Here is a 20875-nt window from a genome sequence, read left to right on the forward strand (position 1 = left end):
CGCCGGTGTCGAATCCGGTGCCCCCCGTTCGACGCAGGGGTGAGAGGCCGGGAAGGACCCGGTCCGTACGACCCGAGGAGTCACCATGCCGCGCTTTCTCTCCCTGATCCGGATCGACGAGAACGACGCCCCCGAAGGCGGCCCCAGCCCTGAACTGATGCGGCGGATGGGCGAACTGATCGAGGAGATGACGAAGGCCGGGGTCCTGCTGGACACCGCCGGGCTGGTCCCGACCGCCCAGGGCGCCCGGGTGCACTACGAGGGCGGCCGGCTGTCCGTGACGGACGGTCCGTTCACCGAGACCAAGGAGGTCATCGGGGGCTACGCGATGCTGCAGGCCAAGGACAGGGCCGAGGCGATCGAGTGGACCAAGCGGTTCCTGAAGGTGCACGAGCCGCACTGGACGGTGACCTGCGAGGTGCGGGAGGTCGTGGAGGGCTGACGGCTCCCGCGCGCCCGGAGATCCCTCCTTGGCCCCGCCGCCGTACGGGTGTCTGATGGTGGGTCGTGACCCCACAGCCCACCACAGACCCCCGCGACCCGGACCGTGACCCGGACCGCGACCCGGACATGGACACGGACACGGACACGGCACGGACCGTCGAGACCGTGTTCCGCATGGAGTCGCCCCGGGTGATCGCCGGCGTGACCCGTGTCGTCCGGGACGTCGGCATCGCCGAGGAGCTCGCGCAGGACGCCCTCGTCGCCGCGCTGGAGCGGTGGCCGCGGGAGGGGGTGCCCGACAACCCGGGCGCCTGGCTCATGGCCACCGCCCGCAACCGCGCCGTCGACCTGATCCGCCGCCGGGAGACCTACGCCCGCAAGCTGGCCGAGATCGGCCGGGACCAGCCCATGGTGACGGCCCCGCCGGAGGAGCCCGCCGACCCGGACGGCATCGACGACGACCTGCTCCGTCTCGTCTTCACCGCCTGTCACCCGGTCCTGTCCGCCGAGGCCCGCACCGCCCTCACCCTGCGGCTGCTCGGCGGCCTGACCACGGCCGAGATCGCCCGTGCCTTCCTCGTGCCGGAGGCGACGGTGGCCCAGCGGATCGTGCGCGCCAAACGCACCCTGGCGACGCGGAACGTCGCCTTCGAGGTGCCCTGCGGCCCCGACCGGGAGGCCCGCCTCGGCTCGGTCCTCGATGTCATCTACCTGATCTTCAACGAGGGGTACTCCGCCACGGCCGGCGACGACTGGCTGCGCCCGGCGCTGTGCGAGGACGCGCTGCGGCTGGCCCGCGTGCTGTCCGCACTGATGCCGAAGGAGCCCGAGGTGCACGGGCTCACCGCGCTGCTGGAGTTCCAGTCCTCGCGCGCCGCCGCCCGCACCGGTCCGGACGGCGAACCGGTCCTCCTCGAGGACCAGAACCGCGCCCGCTGGAACCGCATGCTCATCGCCCGCGGCGCCACCGCCCTCGCCCGCGCCGCCGCCGGCGGCGCCCCGGGTCCGTACGTCCTCCAGGCGGCCATCGCCGCCTGCCACGCGCACGCGTACCGCTACGAGGAGACCGACTGGCCCCGCATCGCCGCCCTGTACGCCCTGCTCGCCGTCCGCGCCCCCTCCCCGGTCGTCGAGCTCAACCGCGTGGTGGCCGTCTCCATGGCCGAGGGCCCCGCCGCCGCGCTGCCCCTGGCCGACGCCCTGAACGGCGTGCCGGCGCTGCGGGACTACCACCTGCTGCCCAGCGTCCGCGGCGACCTGCTGGCCCGTCTGGGCCGCACGGAGGAGGCCCGGGCGGAGTTCCGGCGCGCGGCGTCGCTGACCCGCAACGCACGCGAACGGGAGCTGCTGCTGCGCCGCGCGGCGCGGACCGGCGCGTGATCACCGCACCGGGTGCCCCAGCAGCATCGTCGGGGCGCCGGCGACGCGGGTCAGGAAGACCGTGACGGACCCGGCGCCGTGCGGTTTGGGCAGCACCTTGCGGCGCAGCTCCTCCGGCTCGACGGCCGAGCCGCGCTTCTTCACCGTCAGCGTGCCGACCCGGCGCTCGCGCAGCAGCGCCTTCAGCTTCTTGACGTTGAACGGGAGCCGGTCGGTGAGCTCGTAGGCGGTGGCGTACGGCGTCGGGCGGTGCTCGTCGGCGGTGACGTAGGCGATGGTCGGGTCGATGAGCCCGCCGTCGAGTTCCGCGGCGACCTCGGCGACGAGGTGCGACCGGACGACGGCGCCGTCGGGCTCGTACAGGTACCGGCCGGGCGGGCGGACCGCGGGGTCGGGCAGCCCGCGGGAGAGGAGGGTGCGCGGACCGGGGAGGAGGGTCGCGCGGACCGCCGCCTCCTGCCCGGCGCCGAACCACAGCACCGCCTCCTTCACGTCCCCGCCGTCCGAGATCCACTCGGCCTCCGCGTCGGCGGGGACGGCCTCGTGCGGGATGCCCGGCGCGACCTTCAGCGCGGCGGCGCGCGGTGCCGTGCGGGCCGCCTCGACCGCCCAGGACAGCGGGGGCGAGTACGCCTCGGGGTCGAAGATCCGGCCCCGCCCGCCGCGCCGGGCCGGATCGACGAACACGGCGTCATGGCCGGCCGTGTCCACCTCCGTCACGTCCGCCTGCCGCACCTCGATCAGGTCGGAGAGCCCCAGTGCGTCGGCGTTCGCCCGCGCGGCCGCCGCGGTGAGCGGATCCCGGTCCACCGCCAGCACCCGGATCCCGGCACGGGCCAGCGCGATCGCGTCCCCGCCGATCCCGCAGCACAGGTCGGCCACGGAGGCCACACCGAGCTCCCGGAACCGCCGTGCCCGGTACGCCGCCACGCTCGCCCGCGTCGACTGCTCCACCCCGTTCGGCGTGAAGAACATCCGCCGTGCGTCCTCCGCCCCGAACTTGGCCGCCGCACGCTGCCGCAGCCGCGCCTGGCCCAGCGCCGCCGACACCAGGTCGGCGGGGTGTTCGCGGCGCAGCCGGGTCGCGACGGCGAGTTCACGGGCCGGATCGGTGTCGCGCACCTCGTCGAGGAGGGCGCGGCCTTCGGGGGTGAGGAGGGGGGCGAGGTCGTTCACCGGGTCATTGTGGGCCAGTCGGTGGACCGTGTGCCTCCGGTCGCGGTGTCGGGCCGGATCGCCGGTGGCGGACTGCGAGGATCCGGCACCATGCGAGCAGTAGGACAAAACGATAAAAGGCGGCCATTCGGCGGTGTGCGGATCGGCCTCGCGGTACTCGCTCTCGCCTCCATCGCCGCCGGCTGCGGACCGGGCGGCGGCGCCCCGGCCGAACCGGCGGGCGGCCAGCAGCCCCTGCAGGCGCCCCCGGCCCGCGCGCTCGACGCCTACGCCACCAAGCTGCGCGCGGCGCACGCCGCCAGGGTCGCCGCCGCGAGACGCTGGGGGCTGAAGCGGGTGCCGCTGACCGCTCCGCCGCCCCCGGCGAAGAAGCCCCGGATCACCACCCGCGACGGCTTCGAGGTCGACGGCCACCGGCGGCTGGAACTCCCCCCGGTCTTCACCACCGTCCCCACCGACGAGAAGATCCTCTTCCTCACCATCGACGACGGCGCCGAGAAGGACCCGGCGTTCCTGCGGATGATGAGCGAGCTGAAGGTCCCGTACAGCGCCTTCCTCAGCGACTACCTGGTCAAGGAGGACTACGGCTACTTCGAGGAGATGCGGGACCGGGGCGTGGCCCTGCACAACCACACCCTCCGCCACCCCTACCTGCCGGCCCTGTCCTACGCCCGCCAGAAGCGTGAGATCTGCGGCATGCAGGAGGTCATCGAGGAGCGCTACGGCGAGCGCCCCGTCCTCTTCCGCCCGCCCTACGGAAACTACGACAAGGCCACCCTGCGCGCCGCCAAGGCCTGCGGGATCACCCACGTCCCCCTCTGGAACGAGGAGGTCTTCGTCGACCGCTGGGAGTACCGCGAGTGGGACCGCGCACTGCACCCCGGCGACATCGTCCTCAGCCACTTCCGGGGCCGCGGGGACTGGAAGGGCACGATGCCGGACATGATCCGCCGCTTCCTGGACAAGGCCACGGCGGAGGGGTACGCGGTGGCCCGCCTGGAGGACTACCTGTGAGGGGCCGTCTCCTGGCGGGCGCCGTCGCCCTGCTGGCCGTGATCGCCGGATGCGGTCCGCCGGGCGGGACGGGGGACGGCGCGGGCCGGTCGCCCGGAGCCGGCCCGGCGCCGGGGACCGGCGCCCTCCCGCCCGTCGTCGACCGCGTCCCGACCCGTGACCGGGTCGTCTTCCTCACCTACGACGACGGCGCCGAACGCGACCCCCGCTTCGTCGAGCTGGTGCGCGAGCGCCGGCTCCCCGTCAGCCTGTTCCTCACGGACAGCGTGGCGGGCCCCGGGTACGCCCACTTCGCCCGGCTGCGCTCGGTCGGTGCGAGCCTGCAGAACCACACCCTCGACCACCCCGCCCTGCGCGGCCTGCCCTACGCCGGCCAGCGCGCCGAGATCTGCGGCCAGCAGCGCAAGCTCGCGTCCCGCTTCGGCGTCCGCCCCCGCCTCTTCCGCCCGCCCTACGGCACGTACGACACCACCACCCTGCGGGCCGCCGCGGACTGCGGCATCGCGGCGGTGGTGCTGTGGAGGGTGACCCTGGAACCCGACGGCCACCTCACCTACACCGACGGCCCCCGCCGCCTGGAACCCGGCGACATCATCGCCGTACCGTCGGGCGAGGCCCCGTCGCTGACCCTGACGGAACGGACGACCCGGCTGCTGGACGAACTGGCGGAGCGGGGACTGGGGGTGGGGAGACTGGAGGACCACGTCGGACCCCGTCGACCCGCCGACGGCAACCGGCGGGCGCCGCTCACCTTCCAGCCCGTCCGGCGATCGAGGACGAGGTCGTCCGGGCCGAAGCGGGGGGCCGGGGCGGCAGCCCCCGGTGACGGTCACCGCGACACCGCCGGCTGCACGACCCGGTGCCGAAAAGGAACCCGCCCCCGCGACGCGCCGCGGGCAATTGGCACTCCGCTTGACCGAGTGCTAATCGCAGTCATAGTCTCAGTTCTGGCACTCCCCCCTGGAGAGTGCCAAACACGCGACGGGCAGGTCCGGCACCCGCGACGACGGATCCACCTGGTCGCCACCTCAGACAGTTAACCCCGTGAGATCTCCGAAGGGGGAGGTCGGATCGTGACGACCGCCAGCTCCAAGGTTGCCATCAAGCCGCTCGAGGACCGCATCGTGGTCCAGCCGCTCGACGCCGAGCAGACCACGGCTTCGGGCCTGGTCATTCCGGACACCGCCAAGGAGAAGCCCCAGGAGGGCGTCGTCCTGGCCATCGGTCCGGGCCGCATCGAGGACGGCAAGCGCGTCGAGCTCGACGTGAAGGTCGGCGACGTCGTTCTGTACAGCAAGTACGGCGGCACCGAGGTCAAGTACAACGGCGAGGAGTACCTCGTCCTCTCGGCCCGCGACGTCCTCGCGATCGTCGAGAAGTAAGGGGAACCCGGGGGTCACCCCCGGACGACCCGACCTCGAAGCAAGCACTTTTTGCTCGAACCACTGCGCCCCTGGCCCCAGCATCCGATAAGAAGCCGGGCGCCCGGGGCGCAGTGATTTCACCCAGATTTCCGAGAGGGCTCCCGCTGCCATGGCGAAGATCCTGAAGTTCGACGAGGACGCCCGTCGCGCCCTCGAGCGCGGCGTCAACAAGCTTGCCGACACGGTGAAGGTGACGATCGGCCCGAAGGGCCGCAACGTCGTCATCGACAAGAAGTTCGGCGCCCCCACCATCACCAACGACGGTGTCACGATCGCCCGCGAGGTCGAGATCGAGGACCCGTACGAGAACCTCGGCGCGCAGCTGGTGAAGGAGGTGGCGACCAAGACCAACGACATCGCGGGTGACGGCACCACCACCGCCACCGTGCTGGCCCAGGCGCTGGTCCGCGAGGGCCTGAAGAACGTCGCCGCCGGCGCCTCCCCGGCGCTGCTGAAGAAGGGCATCGACGCGGCCGTCGCCGCGGTCTCCGAGGACCTGCTCGCCTCGGCCCGCCCGATCGACGAGAAGTCCGACATCGCCGCCGTCGCCGCGCTGTCCGCCCAGGACCAGCAGGTCGGCGAGCTCATCGCCGAGGCGATGGACAAGGTCGGCAAGGACGGTGTCATCACCGTCGAGGAGTCCAACACCTTCGGTCTGGAGCTGGACTTCACCGAGGGCATGGCCTTCGACAAGGGCTACCTGTCGCCGTACTTCGTGACGGACCAGGAGCGCATGGAGGCCGTCCTCGACGAGCCCCAGATCCTCATCACCCAGGGCAAGATCTCCTCCATCGCGGAGCTGCTGCCGCTGCTGGAGAAGGTCATCCAGGCCAACGCCTCCAAGCCGCTGCTGATCATCGCCGAGGACGTCGAGGGCGAGGCCCTGTCGACCCTGGTCGTCAACAAGATCCGCGGCACCTTCAACGCGGTCGCCGTGAAGGCCCCCGGCTTCGGTGACCGCCGCAAGGCGATGCTGCAGGACATGGCCGTCCTCACCGGCGCCACGGTCGTCTCCGAGGAGGTCGGCCTCAAGCTCGACCAGGTCGGCCTGGACGTGCTCGGCTCCGCCCGCCGCGTCACCGTCACCAAGGACGACACCACGATCGTCGACGGTGCCGGGAACAAGGAGGACGTGCAGGGCCGCGTCGGCCAGATCAAGGCCGAGATCGAGACCACCGACTCCGACTGGGACCGCGAGAAGCTCCAGGAGCGCCTCGCGAAGCTGGCCGGCGGCGTGTGCGTCATCAAGGTCGGCGCCGCCACCGAGGTGGAGCTGAAGGAGAAGAAGCACCGTCTGGAGGACGCCATCTCCGCGACCCGCGCCGCGGTCGAGGAGGGCATCGTCTCCGGTGGTGGCTCCGCGCTGGTCCACGCCGTCAAGGTCCTCGAGGGCAACCTCGACAAGACCGGCGACGAGGCCACCGGTGTCTCCGTGGTCCGCAAGGCCGCCGTCGAGCCGCTGCGCTGGATCGCCGAGAACGCCGGCCTCGAGGGCTACGTCATCGTCTCCAAGGTCGCCGAGCTCGAGAAGGGCAACGGCTACAACGCCGCCACCGGCGAGTACGGCGACCTGGTCAAGGCCGGCGTCATCGACCCGGTCAAGGTGACCCGCTCCGCCCTGGAGAACGCCGCCTCCATCGCCTCCCTGCTGCTGACGACCGAGACCCTGGTCGTCGAGAAGAAGGAAGAGGAAGAGCCGGCCGCCGCCGGTCACGGCCACGGCCACGCCCACTGAGCGACCCGCTCGCAGCACGACGAGGGCCCGGCGCCGCTGTTCTCCAGCGGCGCCGGGCCCTCGCCCGTGGGGCGCCCCTCTACTTGTAGGTCACGTCGGAGTCCTTGTAGACGCAGGCCTTGCCGTCGGGGCCGCTGCCGAGCTTGGTCGGCTCGTCACCGCTGTCGTTGCCCTCGAAGCGCTCGCAGACGGCGATCTTCCTCTTGCTGTCGCCGACGATCGTCACGTCCGAGAGGGTCGCGGTGTCACCGTAGTTGGCGTTGACCCCGGCGAGGACCTTGCCGGGGCTCGTGACCAGGACGTTGTCGATCACGACGTGGCGCTGGTACTGGGTCCCGCAGTTGCCGCACGAGCGGTAGAGCTTGCCGAAGTCGGACACCTGGAAGTTCCTGACCGTCAGGGTGCCGGCGCCGTTGTGCTGGAAGACCTTGTCGTCGGCCTTGCGGGCACCGCCGCCGTCGACGACGTAGGTGGCCGAGGAGGACTTGCCCTTGAAGCTGGCGGCGTCCTCGCCGACGTCCTCCCACCACACGTTGACCAGGGTGCAGCTGCCCGAGCAGTGCACGCCGTCGGCGGCGGGCGTACCCAGGATCACGTTCTTCAGCGTCGCGCCGTCGGCGAGCTTGAACAGCGGGTCCTGGCCCTCGTCCTGGCCGCTGCCGCCGAGCTCGCCCGCGCCGTGGAAGCGCTTCAGGGAGCCGTCGTACACGCCCTTCACCTCGATGGTCGAGGAGACGGGCTGCTCGTCGGTGGCGGTGGGCCAGGAGGCGAACGCGGTGTCACCGGCCGGCTCGTCGTCCGCGGGCGCGGAGGGGGAGGCGGGCGCGGAGGGAGAGGCGGGGGTGCTCGCCGTCGGAGTGGACGCCGGGGGCGCCGAGCCGTTCACCTCCTGCAGGGTCCAGGTCTTGCCGGCGGCGTTGTCGCAGGAGTTCTGCTGGAGCAGACCGTTCTTGGGGTTCAGGCACTTCTCGCTGTGCGCGTTGACCAGGTGGTAGGCGTCGCCGACGGCGCTCACCTTCCAGACCTGGGAGGAGCCCTCGCCACAGTCCTGCTGCTGCACGGCCTTCCCGGCGGAGGCCGAGTCGCCCTTGACGCCCACGCACAGGTCGGTGGCGGACGACGTCACCGTGAAACCGTCGCCGGAGTCGGCCAGTTCCCAGCTCTGGTCCGCGCCCCCGTCGCAGTCCGCCAGGGCCAGCCGCACCCCGGCGCCCGTGCTTCCCGACGGAACCTCCAGACAGGTGTCGCTCGCCGCGTTCACCAGGCGGTAGGTACCCGCGCCCGGTTCCGCGGCGGACGCCGACATCAGCACGCCGCCGACCACGGCGCCGCCCACCAGCGACGTGGTGAGGGCGCCGATCAGGACGGTGCGGCGCCGGCCGTTCTTCCTCCGGTGCCCCGCGGGCGGGGCGGTGTTACCAGTACTGCGCATGTCACGGCTTTCGTTCGATGTGCGATGGCCCTCGTTGTCCACCGCCCTGAAGTCGCCGCCGCACGCCGGGAGGTTGCCGCACGGCCGCGATGTTTTCCCGACGGGGGCGGCGGAGTCCGCCGGGGCCCGGTGTGTGAGGGTGGGGACCGCAGTGCGGGAGGGGAAGCAGGAGGGGATGTGTGATGAGCCGGGTGCTCTACGGGGAACGGTCCCGGAACCCGTTGGCGCGGACCGTGGAGCTCACCGAGGACGGGCTGCGCAGGGGCGGCAGGACGACCCCGATGACCGAGCTGAACCTCGGCGCCATGGCCGAGGCGTACCTGCGGGGGCGCTGGCTCGGCGGCGGCGGCGCGGAACGCCCCCTGGCCGCGCTGGCGCAGGGCCCCGGCATCGTTCCGGTCACCCGCGTGACGGGGACGACCGCGCCGCTGAAGGTGCGCCGGGCCGCCGAGTTCGCCGGCGCCCTGGGCGAGTTGGCGGTCCGCGGGTGCGGCGGGGCGGAAGAGGTGGGCGTGCTCTCCGTGCGGGCGCACGCGGAGGGCGTACCGCTGTGGATCGCGCGGCGGTACGCGCCCGGCCCCGCCGGACCGGTCGCCGTCGCCGTGGACCGGCGCTCGGTACGCGTGGACGTGTGGGGCCCGCCCGATCATTCCGTACGGCTCAGGGCGCCGTACGGCTTCCGCGCCGGCTCCACCGCCCCGGACGGCGGCCTGCAGGTGATCATCGACAACGTCATCGCGCACCTCGAACTCCGGCGCACGTTCCGCAAGTCGAAGAGCAGCGTGGAGATACGCCTGCCCGACCGGCACTGGACGCTGCGGCGGGAGAACGCGGAGAGCTCGTGGCTGCTGCGCGACGACCGGCGGGTCGCCCTCCTGACCCGCCCGTCGCGGTGGCCGGGTCCTCCGCCCGGCACCGTGCTGCTGCCGCTGGCCGGCGTGCACCACGAGAGCCCCGATCCCCTGGACGCCGTGATGGCCCACGCGGTCGCCGTCTCCTTCGGCCTCGGGGACACGACGGGCCTGGCCAGGTTCCGTCCCCGTTCCCGTGCGGAGACGGAAGCCGACACCTGGGACCTCCACTGGTTCAGCAACCTCGGCACCGGCCGCGACGACAACGAACGCGGCGGCGGCGACGGCTGGGGCGGCGACGGCGGGGAGGGCGGCGACGGCGGCGGAAGCGGCGGCGGCGACGGCGGCGGCGGTGACGGGGGAGGCGGCGGAGGCGGCGGGGACTGAGGGTTGTCCGGCCGACCCGGTTCCGTCAGCGCCGCCGTGCGACTCGTACCGGATCTCTGCACCATTCGACCGGTATGGCTCTCCTGTGCCGGTTCTGTGGAGGAGGGGTTGTGTCCATCACCGTCAGCGAGGCCTGGGCCAGGACTTCCCGCTGATCCAGCAGGTCAACGACGACCATGAGCCGGTGGAGACCACCTCCAGGGGCGGCAACGCCACACTGATGCCGGCCGCCGACTTCCGTCCCTGGCAAGAGACCGTCTACTGGGCCGCAGCCGGTGAAGAAGCGGCAGCGTCGGCTGACCGGTGTCGACGAGATGGTGTTCTCGCTGTCCCTGTCCGGCCGCGCACTGTCGTCCAGACCTGCGTCGTTCACCTGATGCGCGACAGCATCCGCTCCTGCGCCCGCCAGGACTGGGACAAGGCCGCGCGTGATTCGGAGCCCGTCCACACCGCGCCGAGCGAGACTGCCGCGACCGAGCGGTTCCTGGAGTTCTCCGAGAAGTGGGGCAGCGGGAGGCTCACTGGCGCACACCTGTTAGTTTCATGACTGATTCGGTCGAGCGCTGCTGACCACAGTGTGTGCCGAAGGGCGACGCGCCAGGAGGACAAGGGGGAACAACCATGCCCGACACCACGTCCGGCGACGTGTACGCCGGCCGCGTGCTGGAGTGGCACAGAGAGGAGGGCTGGGGCGTGCTCGCCTCCGACACCCTCCCGGGTGAGGTCTGGGCGCACTTCTCGATGATCGAGGCCGAGGGCTTCCGTGAGCTGACCACCGGTCAATCCGTCGTCTTCTCGGCCGAGCGGGCCGAGCAGGACCAGTACCACTGGCGCGCCGTGCGCGTCTGGACGGAGGCCGGGCCCCACCGTCGCTCCGACGGGGAGGACGGGCCCGCCGTCGATGACTCCGACGCCTATTCCAGCAAGCTCGACCTCACGTACGACCCCTGAGGTCGGCAGGCCCTCCGCATCTCGCCGACGAGGCGCGGAGGGCCTGTGCAGACAGCTCAGGCCGCGCACGTGGATATCCCCGTAGGGCGGTGTGACGCCGGCCAGAGGCCCCTTCCTGCCGACGTTCGTCCATCCCCAGTGCCGGTAGAGGCGCTGCGTCGCGAGGGCGGCGGGCTGTACCGACAGGACGGCGCGCTGCTCCGCGCGGCCGCGCAGGAGTTCCTCCACCAGACGCGCCCCGTGCCACGGCCCCGCCTCTCGGGGAGGGCCGCCAGGCTGATGACGGCGAAGGTCCGGCCCGGCCGCTCCCGTACCGGGCCTGCGGGGAGCGGATGGCCGTAGGCGTAGCGGCGAGCGGGTTCTCGCGTTCGGTGTCGAACCACCGCACCGCGTCGGCGGCCTCGTCGAAACGCTCGACCGGTCGCACCTGGTCACCCGCGGGCACCAGGTGAAGGGTGCGGGAGCGCGGAAGGATCGCCTTCCGCCCCGCGTCGGCGCCGGACAGGTACCAGGTGAGGACCCGGCGTCCCTCCCGCGCCACACGGGAACCTCGCGTGTTGCGGCCCTGTCCGGTCGAGCACCTGAGTCCTGGTCGATCACGTCCATCCGAGTGCGGCCGGAGGGCGGTCCGGGCGGGGGCCTTGCCCCGTCGACCGGAGCAGGCTCACGCCGTACCGGGCGCCGGACGCTCAGGGACGGGCGAACAGCCTTCCGAGGTCGTCGAAGGCGTCGCTGACGCACTGTCCCAGGGTGTGCTGCGGGTCGGCGGTCGCGTTCCAGCGTTCGAAGGCGGTCCTGAACACGGCCAGACCGGCCTCCGCGGCGAGTCGTGCCTCCGGCTGCGCCGTTCCGCGCCGCATCAGGGCACCGGTGAGCGTCTGCGACCAGGACGCGAGCTTGGCCAGTTCGCGTTCCTGCAGCTCCGGGTGGGCGGCGGGCCACGGACACCGTCGACGACAACAGCCCGCCCGCCCGCGCCGGAACCGACGAGATGGTGCTGGCGCTGTCCTCCCGCGGGATCCGTTCCGCAGTGCTGCGCCTGCCGCGCGCCGTTCACGGGGAGGGCGACCCCGGTTTCACCACCACGCTCATCGCCACCGCCCGCGACAAGGGCGTGTCCGGGTACGTCGGCGACGGCTCCCAGCGCTGGCCCGTCACCCACCGTCTGGACACCGCGCGCGCTTTCCGCCTCGCCTTGGAGAAGGCACCTGCCGGCTCCCTCCTGAACGTCGTCGGGCAGGAAGGCGTCACCATCCGGAGCATCGCCGAGTCCATCGCCCGCCACTTGGGCGTGCCGCTCTCCTCCGTCGCCGCCGAGAACGCGCTCGAGCACTTCGCCTGGCTGGGCGCTCTGGTGTCGCTGGACCAGCCGGCATCCAACGCGATCACGCGTGGGCTGCTCGGACGGCGACCGACGCACCCCACGCTCCTGGAAGAACTCGGCCAGGGGCACCACTTCCGCTCCCTGGGTCCGGGTCGGTCCGTCAGCACCCGTTTTCTCCCGGGGAGCGGGGTCCGTCCCGCCGTGACCGTGTTCCTGCCGGGACCGCCGGACGATCGCTACCTGGGTCCGTACTTCCGTCCCGTCCGCGACGAGATCCCGCCCAGCAACCCGCGCGGGACCAGCTTCGCCGCACCCATCAGCGCCTTGTAGCGCGGATCCGGGATCGACAGCGTCTTGCCCCGGGCCAGGTCCGCGAGCGCCGCGGCGGCGACCTTGTCCGCGTCCAGCCACATCCAGTTCGGGATGTTGTCCGTGCCCATTCCGGCCCGCGCGTGGAACTCGGTGCGCACGAAACCGGGGCACAGCGCCATCAGCCGTACGCCGTGGCCCGCCAGGTCCTGCGCCGCGCCCTGGGTGAACTGCACGACCCACGCCTTGGAGGCCCCGTAGGTCCCGCGCGGTACGAACGCGGCGGTCGAGGCGACGTTCACGACACCTCCGCGCCCGCGCTCGCGCATCGCCTCCACCGCCGACGACGTCAGCCGGAGCACCGCCTCGCAGTGCACCTTGAGCATCCGCAGCTCATCGGCCATGGGGACCTCGAGGTAACGGCCCCGGTGGCCGAAGCCGGCGTTGTTGACCAGCAGGTCGACGGGGTTCTTCGGGTCGCCGAGGCGGTCGGCCACCGCCTCGATGCCCTTGTCCCGGGCCAGGTCGGCGGTCAGCACCTCCGCCTCGATGCCATGGCGGTCGTGCAGCTCGGTCGCCTGTTCGCGCAGCCGGGCGGTGTCGCGGGCGACCAGCACCAGATCGTGTCCGTCGGCCGCCAGCCGCCGCGCGAACGCGGCACCGATCCCAGCCGTCGATCCCGTAATCAGAGCCGTTGTCATGGCGCAAGAGTAGTTACCCGGAGCGGAGCCGTCCGCTTCGTGTCATCCCATGGACGCACGCCGTCAGGCCGTCGACCGCGCCCCGTACTTCTCCACGTACGTCCGCGCCGCCGCCAGCGCCTCCGGATGCAGCGCCCCGCCCGCCGCCAGCAACCGCGGCAGCAGGGTCCGATCGGTCGTCATCGCCCGGAACTGCAGAGCCACCGTCACCTCGTGCTCCGGCCGGTGCACGATCCGTACGGCGTCGCCCGCGCGTATCTCACCGGGCCGGACCACCCGGAAGTACGCCCCCGGCGCGCCCCGCTCCGTGAACCGCTTCACCCAGCCCTTCTCACCCAGGTGGCCCTGGAAGGTGCGGCAGGGGATGCGCCCGGAGGTCACCTCCAGCACCGCCTCGGGACCGACGGCCCAGCGCTCGCCGATCAGGGCGCCGGAGACGTCGATCCCCTCGGTGGTGAGGTTCTCGCCGAACGAGCCGTTCGCCAGCGGGCGCCCCAGGGTGCGCTCCCATTCGTCGAGGTCCTCGCGGGCCACGGCGTACACCGCCTGGTCGTCCCCGCCGTGGTGCCGCCGCTCGCACACGGCGTCCCCGGCCAGACCGCTCCCGCCGACTCCCTTCGCTCCCGGTGCCGCCACCCGCACCGGTCCGTCCACGGGCCGCTTGTCGATGCCGGTCACGCCGTCGCGCTGGTCCGTGTACGGCACGGTCCGGGGTCGGCCCAGGTTCACAGACAGAAGCTTCATGGATCGCACGGTAAGCGATGGGCGTCAAAGCGTCGACGCGTTATCCGGCACGGTGTCAAAGGTCGGCTTATCCTTGAGGGGTGATCGAAGCCCGTCATCTCCGCGTGCTGCGTGCCGTGGCCACCACCGGCTCCTTCTCCGCGGCGGCCCGCGCACTGGGCTGCACCCAGCCCGCCGTCAGCCAGCAGATGAAGGCCCTGGAGGCGTCCGTCGGCACGCCCCTGCTCGTCCGCAGCGGCCGCGAGATGCGCCTGACGCAGGCCGGGGAGGCGCTGGTGCGGCACGCGGTCGGGATCATCGCCGGACTGACCGCCGCCGAGGAGGAGGTCGCCGCCATCGCCGGGCTCCGCGCGGGCCGGGTCCGGCTCGTCTCCTTCCCCAGCGGCAGCTCCACCCTCGTCCCCACGGCCCTCGCAGCCCTGCGCGCCGCCCACCCCGGCACCCGGGTCTCCCTGGAGGAGGCGGAACCGCCGCGCTCCGTGGAGATGCTGCGCGAGGGCGACTGCGACGTGGCCCTCGCCTTCCGGTACGAGGGGGCGGCGGGCGCCGAGGAGTGGGACGACCTCGTCGTACGGCCGCTGCTGTCGGACCGGCTGGTGGGACTCGTGCCCGAACGGCACCGGCTCGCCCGGGCGGAGTCGGTCGCCATCGGCGAACTCGCCGAGGAGCCCTGGATCGCCGGCTGTCCGCGCTGCCGGGGGCAGCTGGTCGAGGTGTGCGAGACGGCCGGCTTCATCCCGCGCATCGACTTCGCGACCGACGACTACCCGGCCGTCGCGGGACTGGTCGGCGCCGGACTCGGAGTGGCGGTGCTGCCCCAGCTGGCCGTCGAGTCGGTGCGCCCCCGGGGCGTGCGCACCGTGGCGCTGGAGCCCGCCGTGCGCCGGGAGATAGTCGCGCTCACCCTCCCGGACCTCGCCCAGGTGCCGGCGGTCGTCGCGACGCTGGAGAAGCTGGCCGGGGCGGCCGCCCGGTAAGGGGCCGGGCGCGCGGTCACCGGCACCGCGCGTGAGGGGCGGTCGATCACCCCCAGTGACGCATCAAGGGCACGCGTACGTGCCCCGTGTCCTTGAAGAAACGTTCCCTCAGTTGTCCGAAGCGGAGTGCCCGCCGGTGGCCGACGCCGACACCAGCCGGTTGCGCGCCCGCCCCATCAGCTCTTCGCGCTCGTCCTCGGTGAGTCCGCCCCACACGCCGTACGGTTCGCGCACCGCCAGCGCGTGTGCGGCGCACTCGGCGCGCACCGGGCACCTCATGCAGACCTCTTTGGCCGAGTTCTCGCGGGCGCTTCGGGCCGCACCCCGCTCGCCCTCCGGGTGGAAGAAGAGCGAGCTGTCCACCCCACGGCAGGCGGCCAGGAGTTGCCAGTCCCACAGGTCCGCGTTCGGTCCGGGAAGGCGGGAGAAATCTGCCATTGCGTGACCCCTTGTAGCCGTTCTGGGCGGATCCGGTGCCCACGACCGTACAACTACGATCCAAGGAGATGAAAATATGACTCATTGCGAATCTAGCCCCGGACACCAGCAAAGGGGAAGAAAAGGGTCTGAATGGGGCACGGGTTGTGATGAAAGTTCGAGGGTCCGCCGCGCATGTCTCCACCGTGTTCGCCTCCTCACGTAGAGTGCCGAAGATGGCAGACGGCCCCGTAACTCTTTCGAGTGACCGTCGTTGAGAGTGCGAGGCGGTTGAAGGAAGAAGCGCTCGGACGGACGTCCGGGACGGTCGACCGCACAGGTGACGATTTCGTACCAGCCTGGAGGCTCAAGGTGACGCGCATCAGCTGCGGAGGGCGGCCATGACTTCCGTCCTCGTCTGCGACGACTCCCCGCTTGCCCGAGAGGCGCTCCGCCGTGCGGTCGCGACCGTGCCCGGCGTCGAGCGCGTAACGACGGCTGCCAACGGCGAGGAAGTCCTCCGCCGCTGGGGAGCCGACCGCTCGGACCTGATTCTGATGGACGTGCGCATGCCCGGTCTGGGCGGCGTCGAGACGGTCCGGCGACTGCTGTCCGCCGACCCGGGAGCGCGCATCATCATGCTCACGGTGGCCGAGGACCTCGACGGCGTGGCGCTCGCGGTGGCGGCCGGCGCGCGTGGCTACCTGCACAAGGACGCCTCCCGCGCGGAGCTGCGGGCCACGGTCACGCAGGCGCTCGCCGACCCGACCTGGCGGCTCGCCCCGCGCCGGCTGCGCTCCGCCGAGATGGGTGCGGCGCCCACGCTCACCGCGCGGGAGATCCAGGTCCTCGAAGGCATGAGCCACGGCCGTTCCAACGCCGAGATCGGCCGCGAGCTGTTCCTCTCCGAGGACACCGTCAAGACGCACGCGCGGCGGCTCTTCAAGAAGCTCGGCGCGTCGGACCGGGCCCACGCGGTGGCGCTCGGCTTCCGGTGGGGTCTGGTGCGCTGAGGCCCTGCGCGGATCGCGCCGGGCGGCGAGCAGGGCCTCGCGCCCTGCACCGCGGGACGGCGGGAGCCGGGGGTGCGACGCCGGGCGCGCCGCGCGGCCCGGCGCGGAACCGGGAGCCACGAGCCCGGCACGATCCGCACGAGGGCTCCCGAGCCCTTTCCCGCCCCGGCGCGCGGCACCACACGGCAGCCGACACCGCGGAGGGCTGTGAGCGCCCGCCCGGAACCCGGCCGCCGAGGCGACACCTCGTGACCGGCCGCCCATGCGCCGGCCCCGGGCGGAGCCCGCCGACCGACGGTGCGGGGCCCGCGGTCCGGTGGGGTGTGTGCCCGGCGGACGTGAAGCTCGTGGCTCCGTCGGGAGGGCGCTTTCGGTGGGTGCGCGGGAGCGGCTCCGCGCGGTGCGCTTCCGGCGAAACGCGTGGGTTCTGGCGCCGTGCGGTGCGTTTCCGATGGGGGCGCGACCCGTGACTCCGTGCGACGCGCTTCCGGTGGGTGGGGGGCGTGGCCTCGTGCGGCGTGCTGTCGGCGCCCGGGAAGGCCGTGGCTCCGGTCGGCGTGCTGCCGGCGGGCACGAAACCCGTGGTTCCGTGCGGCGCACCCCGGCCCCACGGACCCGGACCGGGTCGCACGGCACGCCGCGGAACAGGCCGGCCCGGCCCGGAGTGCGACGAGCCGGCGCGGTCGGTCGGATCCGCCGTGCCCGGGATGCCGGCAAGCCGCCGTGCCCGGGCGTGAGAACCCCGCTCCACCAGCGCATCGGCGACAGCCGTCGGACGCCCGCTGCTCGTTTCGCCGGGGATGCCGCATCCTTGAGGTGTGGAGTTCCTCGGGGACGAGTCGGTCGAGCGGAAGAGGAGGGCGCAAGGGATGAGTTCCGGCGCACCTGCTCATAACGCTTCGGTGCACAACCAGGGACACGGTGCCGCGGACCAGGCGTCCGCAAGGCACCATGGACCGATGCGCGACGACGAGGCGGGCACTGCCCAAGGGGCGATCGGTGCGCTCGTCCACCGCGCGGTCGACGGGGACGAGCAGGCCACGCACGACCTGCTCGCCCATGTCCACCCCCTGGCGCTGCGCTACTGCCGCACCCGTCTGTCGCGGTTGCCCGGCGACGCCCGGCACTTCGTCGAGGACCTCGCCCAGGAAGTCTGCGTCGCGGTGCTCCTCGCGCTGCCCCGCTACAAGGACACCGGCCGGCCCTTCGAGGCGTTCATCTTCGCCATCGCCTCCCACAAGGTCGCCGACCTGCAGCGCGCGGCCATGCGTCACCCCGGCTCGACGGCCGTGCCCTCCGACGAGATGCCCGAACGTCCCGACGACTCCCTCGGCCCGGAGGAGCGCGCCCTGCTCAGCAGCGACGCCGAATGGGCCAAGAAACTGCTGGCCAACCTGCCCGAGAACCAGCGCGAGCTGCTCCTGCTGCGGATCGCCGTGGGCCTCACGGCGGAGGAGACTGGACAGATGTTGGGAATGTCACCCGGCGCCGTCCGGGTGGCCCAGCACCGCGCGCTGAGCCGGCTGCGTGCCCTGGCGGAGCAGTAACCGCCGCCGTCGCGCCGCCCCTTCGGCACATGAACGGACGACCAGCCGTTCCCGTACGAACATACGAAGCCCGGAGCCGTGCGAAACCGTGGAATGAGACACCCACGCTTCCCGTTAGCATGGACATCCGCACCGATCAAGGCCATTTGGGGAAGGTGTCATGACTGCCAACGTCGACGGAGTGCCCGGTAAATTCGCGACACTCGGGCTGACCTACGACGACGTGCTGCTGCTGCCGGGCGCGTCGGACATGGCGCCCGACCAGATCGACACCGCCTCGTACGTCTCCAAGAACGTGCGGGTCAACATCCCGCTGCTGTCCGCCGCCATGGACAAGGTCACCGAGTCGCGCATGGCGATCGCGATGGCCCGCCAGGGCGGCGTCGGCGTCCTGCACCGCAACCTGTCCATCGAGGACCAGGCCAACCAGGTCGACCTGGTGAAGCGCTCCGAGTCCGGCATGGTCACCGACCCGATCACCATCCACCCGGACGCCACGCTCGCCGAGGCCGACGCCCTGTGCGCGAAGTTCCGCATCAGCGGCGTCCCGGTCACCGACGGCAACAAGAAGCTGCTCGGCATCGTCACCAACCGCGACATGGCCTTCGAGACCGACCGCTCCCGTCAGGTGCGCGAGGTCATGACGCCGATGCCGCTGGTCACCGGCAAGGTCGGCATCTCCGGCCCGGACGCCGTGGAGCTGCTGCGCCGCCACAAGATCGAGAAGCTTCCGCTGGTCGACGACCACGGCGTCCTCAAGGGCCTCATCACGGTCAAGGACTTCGTGAAGGCCGAGAAGTACCCCCACGCCGCCAAGGACGCCGAGGGACGCCTGCTGGTCGGCGCCGCGGTCGGTGTCGCCGGTGACGCGTTCGAGCGCGCCCAGGCACTGATCGAGGCGGGCGCCGACTTCATCGTCGTCGACACCGCGCACGGCCACTCCCGCCTGGTCGGCGACATGGTCGCCAAGATCAAGTCGAACTCCTCCGGCGTCGACGTCATCGGCGGCAACGTCGCCACGCGCGAGGGCGCCCAGGCCCTCGTCGACGCGGGCTGCGACGGCATCAAGGTCGGCGTCGGCCCCGGCTCCATCTGCACCACGCGTGTCGTCGCCGGCGTCGGCGTCCCGCAGGTCACGGCGATCTACGAGGCCGCGCTGGCCGCCAAGGAGGCCGGCGTCCCGGTCATCGGCGACGGCGGTCTGCAGTACTCCGGCGACATCGCCAAGGCCCTCGTCGCGGGCGCCGACACGGTGATGCTGGGCTCGCTGCTCGCGGGCTGCGAGGAGTCCCCGGGCGAGCTGATGTTCATCAACGGCAAGCAGTTCAAGTCGTACCGCGGCATGGGCTCGCTCGGCGCCATGCAGACCCGCGGCGACCGCAGGTCGTTCTCCAAGGACCGCTACTTCCAGGAGGGCGTCGCCTCCGACGAGCAGTTGGTGCCCGAGGGCATCGAGGGCCAGGTGCCCTACCGCGGTCCGCTCTCCTCGGTCGTCCACCAGCTGGTCGGCGGCCTGCGCCAGTCGATGTTCTACGTCGGCGGACGCACCGTGCCCGAGCTCCAGGACAACGGGCGGTTCGTGCGGATCACCTCCGCGGGCCTCAAGGAGAGCCACCCGCACGACATCCAGATGACGGTCGAGGCGCCGAACTACAGCCGCAAGTAGACGGCGGGCTTCGGCGAGGGCGGCCCCGGGGTGTCCGGGCCGCCCTCGCCGTATGTCCGGGGCGGTGGGCGCCACGGTCGTCGGGGATACTGGAAGGCGCTGCAACGCATCAGGGAAAGGCCACAGACGTGACTGAGATCGAGATCGGGCGCGGCAAGCGCGGCCGCCGGGCGTACGCCTTCGACGACATCGCCGTCGTCCCCAGCCGCCGTACGCGGGACCCGAAGGAGGTCTCGATCGCCTGGCAGATCGACGCCTACCGCTTCGAGCTGCCGTTCCTGGCCGCTCCCATGGACTCGGTCGTCTCCCCGGCCACCGCGATCCGCATCGGCGAGCTCGGCGGCCTCGGCGTGCTGAACCTCGAGGGCCTGTGGACGCGCTACGAGGACCCGCAGCCGCTGCTGGACGAGATCGTCGGCCTGCCCGCCGAGACGGCCACGCGCCGCCTGCAGGAGATCTACGCCGCTCCCATCAAGGAGGAGCTGATCGGGCAGCGCATCAAGGAGGTGCGCGACTCGGGCGTGGTCACCGCCGCCGCGCTCTCCCCGCAGCGCACCGCCCAGTTCTCCAAGGCCGTCGTCGACGCGGGCGTGGACATCTTCGTCATCCGCGGCACGACGGTCTCGGCGGAGCACGTCTCCGGCGCGCACGAGCCGCTGAACCTGAAGCAGTTCATCTACGAACTCGACGTCCCGGTGATCGTCGGCGGCTGCGCCACCTACACGGCCGCCCTGCACCTCATGCGCACCGGTGCCGCGGGCGTCCTGGTCGGCTTCGGCGGCGGCGCCGCGCACACCACGCGCAACGTGCTGGGCATCCAGGTCCCGATGGCCACCGCGGTCGCCGACGTGGCCGCCGCCCGCCGCGACTACATGGACGAGTCCGGCGGCCGGTACGTGCACGTCATCGCGGACGGCGGCGTCGGCTGGTCCGGCGACCTGCCCAAGGCGATCGCCTGCGGCGCGGACTCCGTGATGATGGGTTCCCCGCTGGCCCGCGCGACGGACGGTCCGGGCCGGGGCCACCACTGGGGCATGGAGGCCGTCAACGAGGAGCTGCCGCGCGGCCAGAAGGTCGACCTCGGCACGGTCGGCACGATAGAGGAGATCCTCACCGGTCCGTCCCACACCCCCGACGGCTCGATGAACCTCTTCGGCGCCCTGCGCCGCGCCATGGCCACGACCGGCTACAGCGAGCTGAAGGAGTTCCAGCGCGTCGAGGTGACGGTGGCGGACTCGCAGCACCGGCGGTAGTCCTTCGCACGGCACGTGAAGGGGCCGGTCACCCCGCCCGGGTGACCGGCCCCTTCCGCGTGTCCGCGTGCGCGGACGGAGCCCCCGCGTCCGGGGGCGCGCTGTGGGCCGTCTCCGCGAGGCCCACCGC

19 protein-coding genes and 3 pseudogenes are annotated in these 20875 nt (G+C 72.3%); 15 read left to right on the top strand and 7 right to left on the bottom strand.

Features of this window, described 5'->3' with window-relative positions; genetic code table 11:
* Positions 1 to 85 precede the first annotated feature (85 nt).
* Both ACZ8ZB_RS20615 and ACZ8ZB_RS20620 read left to right on the top strand, forming a co-directional pair.
* Entirely contained in the window at positions 86 to 442 is a 357-nt protein-coding gene (locus tag ACZ8ZB_RS20615; protein ID WP_470739141.1) for a YciI family protein, read from the top strand.
* Between the two features lie 128 nt (positions 443 to 570).
* Positions 571 to 1824: an RNA polymerase sigma factor gene (locus ACZ8ZB_RS20620; RefSeq protein ID WP_470741540.1), complete on the top strand. Its 1254-nt coding sequence runs from the start codon at positions 571 to 573 to the stop codon at positions 1822 to 1824.
* Here ACZ8ZB_RS20620 and ACZ8ZB_RS20625 read toward each other — a convergent pair whose 3' ends face one another.
* Positions 1825 to 3000: a THUMP-like domain-containing protein gene (locus ACZ8ZB_RS20625; protein ID WP_470739142.1), complete on the bottom strand. Its 1176-nt coding sequence runs from the start codon at positions 2998 to 3000 to the stop codon at positions 1825 to 1827.
* A gap of 135 nt (positions 3001 to 3135) precedes the next feature.
* On the opposite strand from ACZ8ZB_RS20625, the gene ACZ8ZB_RS20630 reads away from it, so the two are divergent.
* From ACZ8ZB_RS20630 to groL, 4 genes and pseudogenes are all read left to right on the top strand, one after another.
* Positions 3136 to 4014, top strand: a complete 879-nt coding sequence (locus tag ACZ8ZB_RS20630; RefSeq protein ID WP_470739143.1) for a polysaccharide deacetylase family protein — start codon at positions 3136 to 3138, stop codon at positions 4012 to 4014.
* A pseudogene (locus ACZ8ZB_RS20635) lies at positions 4011 to 4721 on the top strand (polysaccharide deacetylase family protein); the annotation flags it as partial. The gene ACZ8ZB_RS20630 and the pseudogene ACZ8ZB_RS20635, both read left to right, overlap by 4 nt.
* Before the next feature lie 366 nt (positions 4722 to 5087).
* Positions 5088 to 5396: a co-chaperone GroES gene (gene groES / locus ACZ8ZB_RS20640; RefSeq protein WP_073932713.1), complete on the top strand. Its 309-nt coding sequence runs from the start codon at positions 5088 to 5090 to the stop codon at positions 5394 to 5396.
* A gap of 151 nt (positions 5397 to 5547) precedes the next feature.
* Positions 5548 to 7173, top strand: a complete 1626-nt coding sequence (gene groL, locus ACZ8ZB_RS20645; protein ID WP_470739144.1) for a chaperonin GroEL — start codon at positions 5548 to 5550, stop codon at positions 7171 to 7173.
* Positions 7174 to 7252: 79 nt separating this feature from the next.
* Here the strand turns inward: groL and ACZ8ZB_RS20650 are convergent, their stop codons facing one another.
* Entirely contained in the window at positions 7253 to 8068 is an 816-nt protein-coding gene (locus tag ACZ8ZB_RS20650; protein WP_470741541.1) for a pectate lyase, read from the bottom strand.
* A gap of 33 nt (positions 8069 to 8101) precedes the next feature.
* Positions 8102 to 8605 (bottom strand): annotated as a pseudogene (locus ACZ8ZB_RS20655) (RICIN domain-containing protein); the annotation flags it as partial.
* A 182-nt stretch (positions 8606 to 8787) separates the two neighbouring features.
* Here ACZ8ZB_RS20655 and ACZ8ZB_RS20660 point away from each other — a divergent pair.
* From ACZ8ZB_RS20660 to ACZ8ZB_RS20670, 3 genes and pseudogenes are all read left to right on the top strand, one after another.
* Entirely contained in the window at positions 8788 to 9843 is a 1056-nt protein-coding gene (locus ACZ8ZB_RS20660) for a hypothetical protein (protein ID WP_470739145.1), read from the top strand.
* Positions 9844 to 10156: 313 nt separating this feature from the next.
* Positions 10157 to 10354 (top strand): annotated as a pseudogene (locus ACZ8ZB_RS20665) (transposase); the annotation flags it as partial.
* Between the two features lie 110 nt (positions 10355 to 10464).
* Positions 10465 to 10794: a cold-shock protein gene (locus ACZ8ZB_RS20670; protein ID WP_470739146.1), complete on the top strand. Its 330-nt coding sequence runs from the start codon at positions 10465 to 10467 to the stop codon at positions 10792 to 10794.
* Positions 10795 to 11483: 689 nt separating this feature from the next.
* On the opposite strand, the gene ACZ8ZB_RS20675 is transcribed toward ACZ8ZB_RS20670, so the two are convergent.
* Positions 11484 to 11825: an acyl-CoA-like ligand-binding transcription factor gene (locus ACZ8ZB_RS20675; protein ID WP_470741542.1), complete on the bottom strand. Its 342-nt coding sequence runs from the start codon at positions 11823 to 11825 to the stop codon at positions 11484 to 11486.
* Between ACZ8ZB_RS20675 and ACZ8ZB_RS20680 the strand changes: the two genes are divergently transcribed.
* Positions 11786 to 12448 carry a Rossmann-fold NAD(P)-binding domain-containing protein gene (locus ACZ8ZB_RS20680; protein WP_470739147.1) on the top strand — a complete coding sequence of 221 codons (663 nt, stop codon included), beginning with the start codon at positions 11786 to 11788 and terminating at the stop codon, positions 12446 to 12448. The two genes, ACZ8ZB_RS20675 and ACZ8ZB_RS20680, sit on opposite strands and share 40 nt — an antisense overlap.
* Here ACZ8ZB_RS20680 and ACZ8ZB_RS20685 read toward each other — a convergent pair.
* Both ACZ8ZB_RS20685 and ACZ8ZB_RS20690 read right to left on the bottom strand, forming a co-directional pair.
* A complete protein-coding gene (locus tag ACZ8ZB_RS20685) occupies positions 12355 to 13128 on the bottom strand; it encodes an SDR family NAD(P)-dependent oxidoreductase (RefSeq protein ID WP_470739148.1) in 774 nt (257 codons plus the stop codon). The genes ACZ8ZB_RS20680 and ACZ8ZB_RS20685 overlap by 94 nt on opposite strands.
* A gap of 63 nt (positions 13129 to 13191) precedes the next feature.
* Entirely contained in the window at positions 13192 to 13872 is a 681-nt protein-coding gene (locus tag ACZ8ZB_RS20690) for an MOSC domain-containing protein (protein WP_470739149.1), read from the bottom strand.
* 80 nt (positions 13873 to 13952) lie between these two features.
* On the opposite strand from ACZ8ZB_RS20690, the gene ACZ8ZB_RS20695 reads away from it, so the two are divergent.
* Positions 13953 to 14849, top strand: coding sequence for a LysR family transcriptional regulator (locus ACZ8ZB_RS20695; protein WP_470739150.1), 897 nt, complete (start codon positions 13953 to 13955; stop codon positions 14847 to 14849).
* A 108-nt stretch (positions 14850 to 14957) separates the two neighbouring features.
* Here the strand turns inward: ACZ8ZB_RS20695 and ACZ8ZB_RS20700 are convergent, their stop codons facing one another.
* A complete protein-coding gene (locus ACZ8ZB_RS20700) occupies positions 14958 to 15287 on the bottom strand; it encodes a WhiB family transcriptional regulator (protein ID WP_470739151.1) in 330 nt (109 codons plus the stop codon).
* Between the two features lie 380 nt (positions 15288 to 15667).
* On the opposite strand from ACZ8ZB_RS20700, the gene ACZ8ZB_RS20705 reads away from it, so the two are divergent.
* From ACZ8ZB_RS20705 to ACZ8ZB_RS20720, 4 genes are all read left to right on the top strand, one after another.
* Entirely contained in the window at positions 15668 to 16279 is a 612-nt protein-coding gene (locus ACZ8ZB_RS20705; protein ID WP_003948568.1) for a response regulator transcription factor, read from the top strand.
* Between the two features lie 959 nt (positions 16280 to 17238).
* Positions 17239 to 17826 carry a sigma-70 family RNA polymerase sigma factor gene (locus ACZ8ZB_RS20710; RefSeq protein ID WP_030829597.1) on the top strand — a complete coding sequence of 196 codons (588 nt, stop codon included), beginning with the start codon at positions 17239 to 17241 and terminating at the stop codon, positions 17824 to 17826.
* Between the two features lie 160 nt (positions 17827 to 17986).
* Positions 17987 to 19492 carry an IMP dehydrogenase gene (gene guaB, locus ACZ8ZB_RS20715; protein WP_470739152.1) on the top strand — a complete coding sequence of 502 codons (1506 nt, stop codon included), beginning with the start codon at positions 17987 to 17989 and terminating at the stop codon, positions 19490 to 19492.
* A 128-nt stretch (positions 19493 to 19620) separates the two neighbouring features.
* Positions 19621 to 20745 (top strand): GuaB3 family IMP dehydrogenase-related protein, encoded by a 1125-nt coding sequence (locus ACZ8ZB_RS20720; RefSeq protein ID WP_470739153.1) that lies wholly within the window; start codon positions 19621 to 19623, stop codon positions 20743 to 20745.
* Positions 20746 to 20875: the final 130 nt, after the last annotated feature.

It is taken from the genome of Streptomyces sp. 12E (assembly GCF_055633275.1).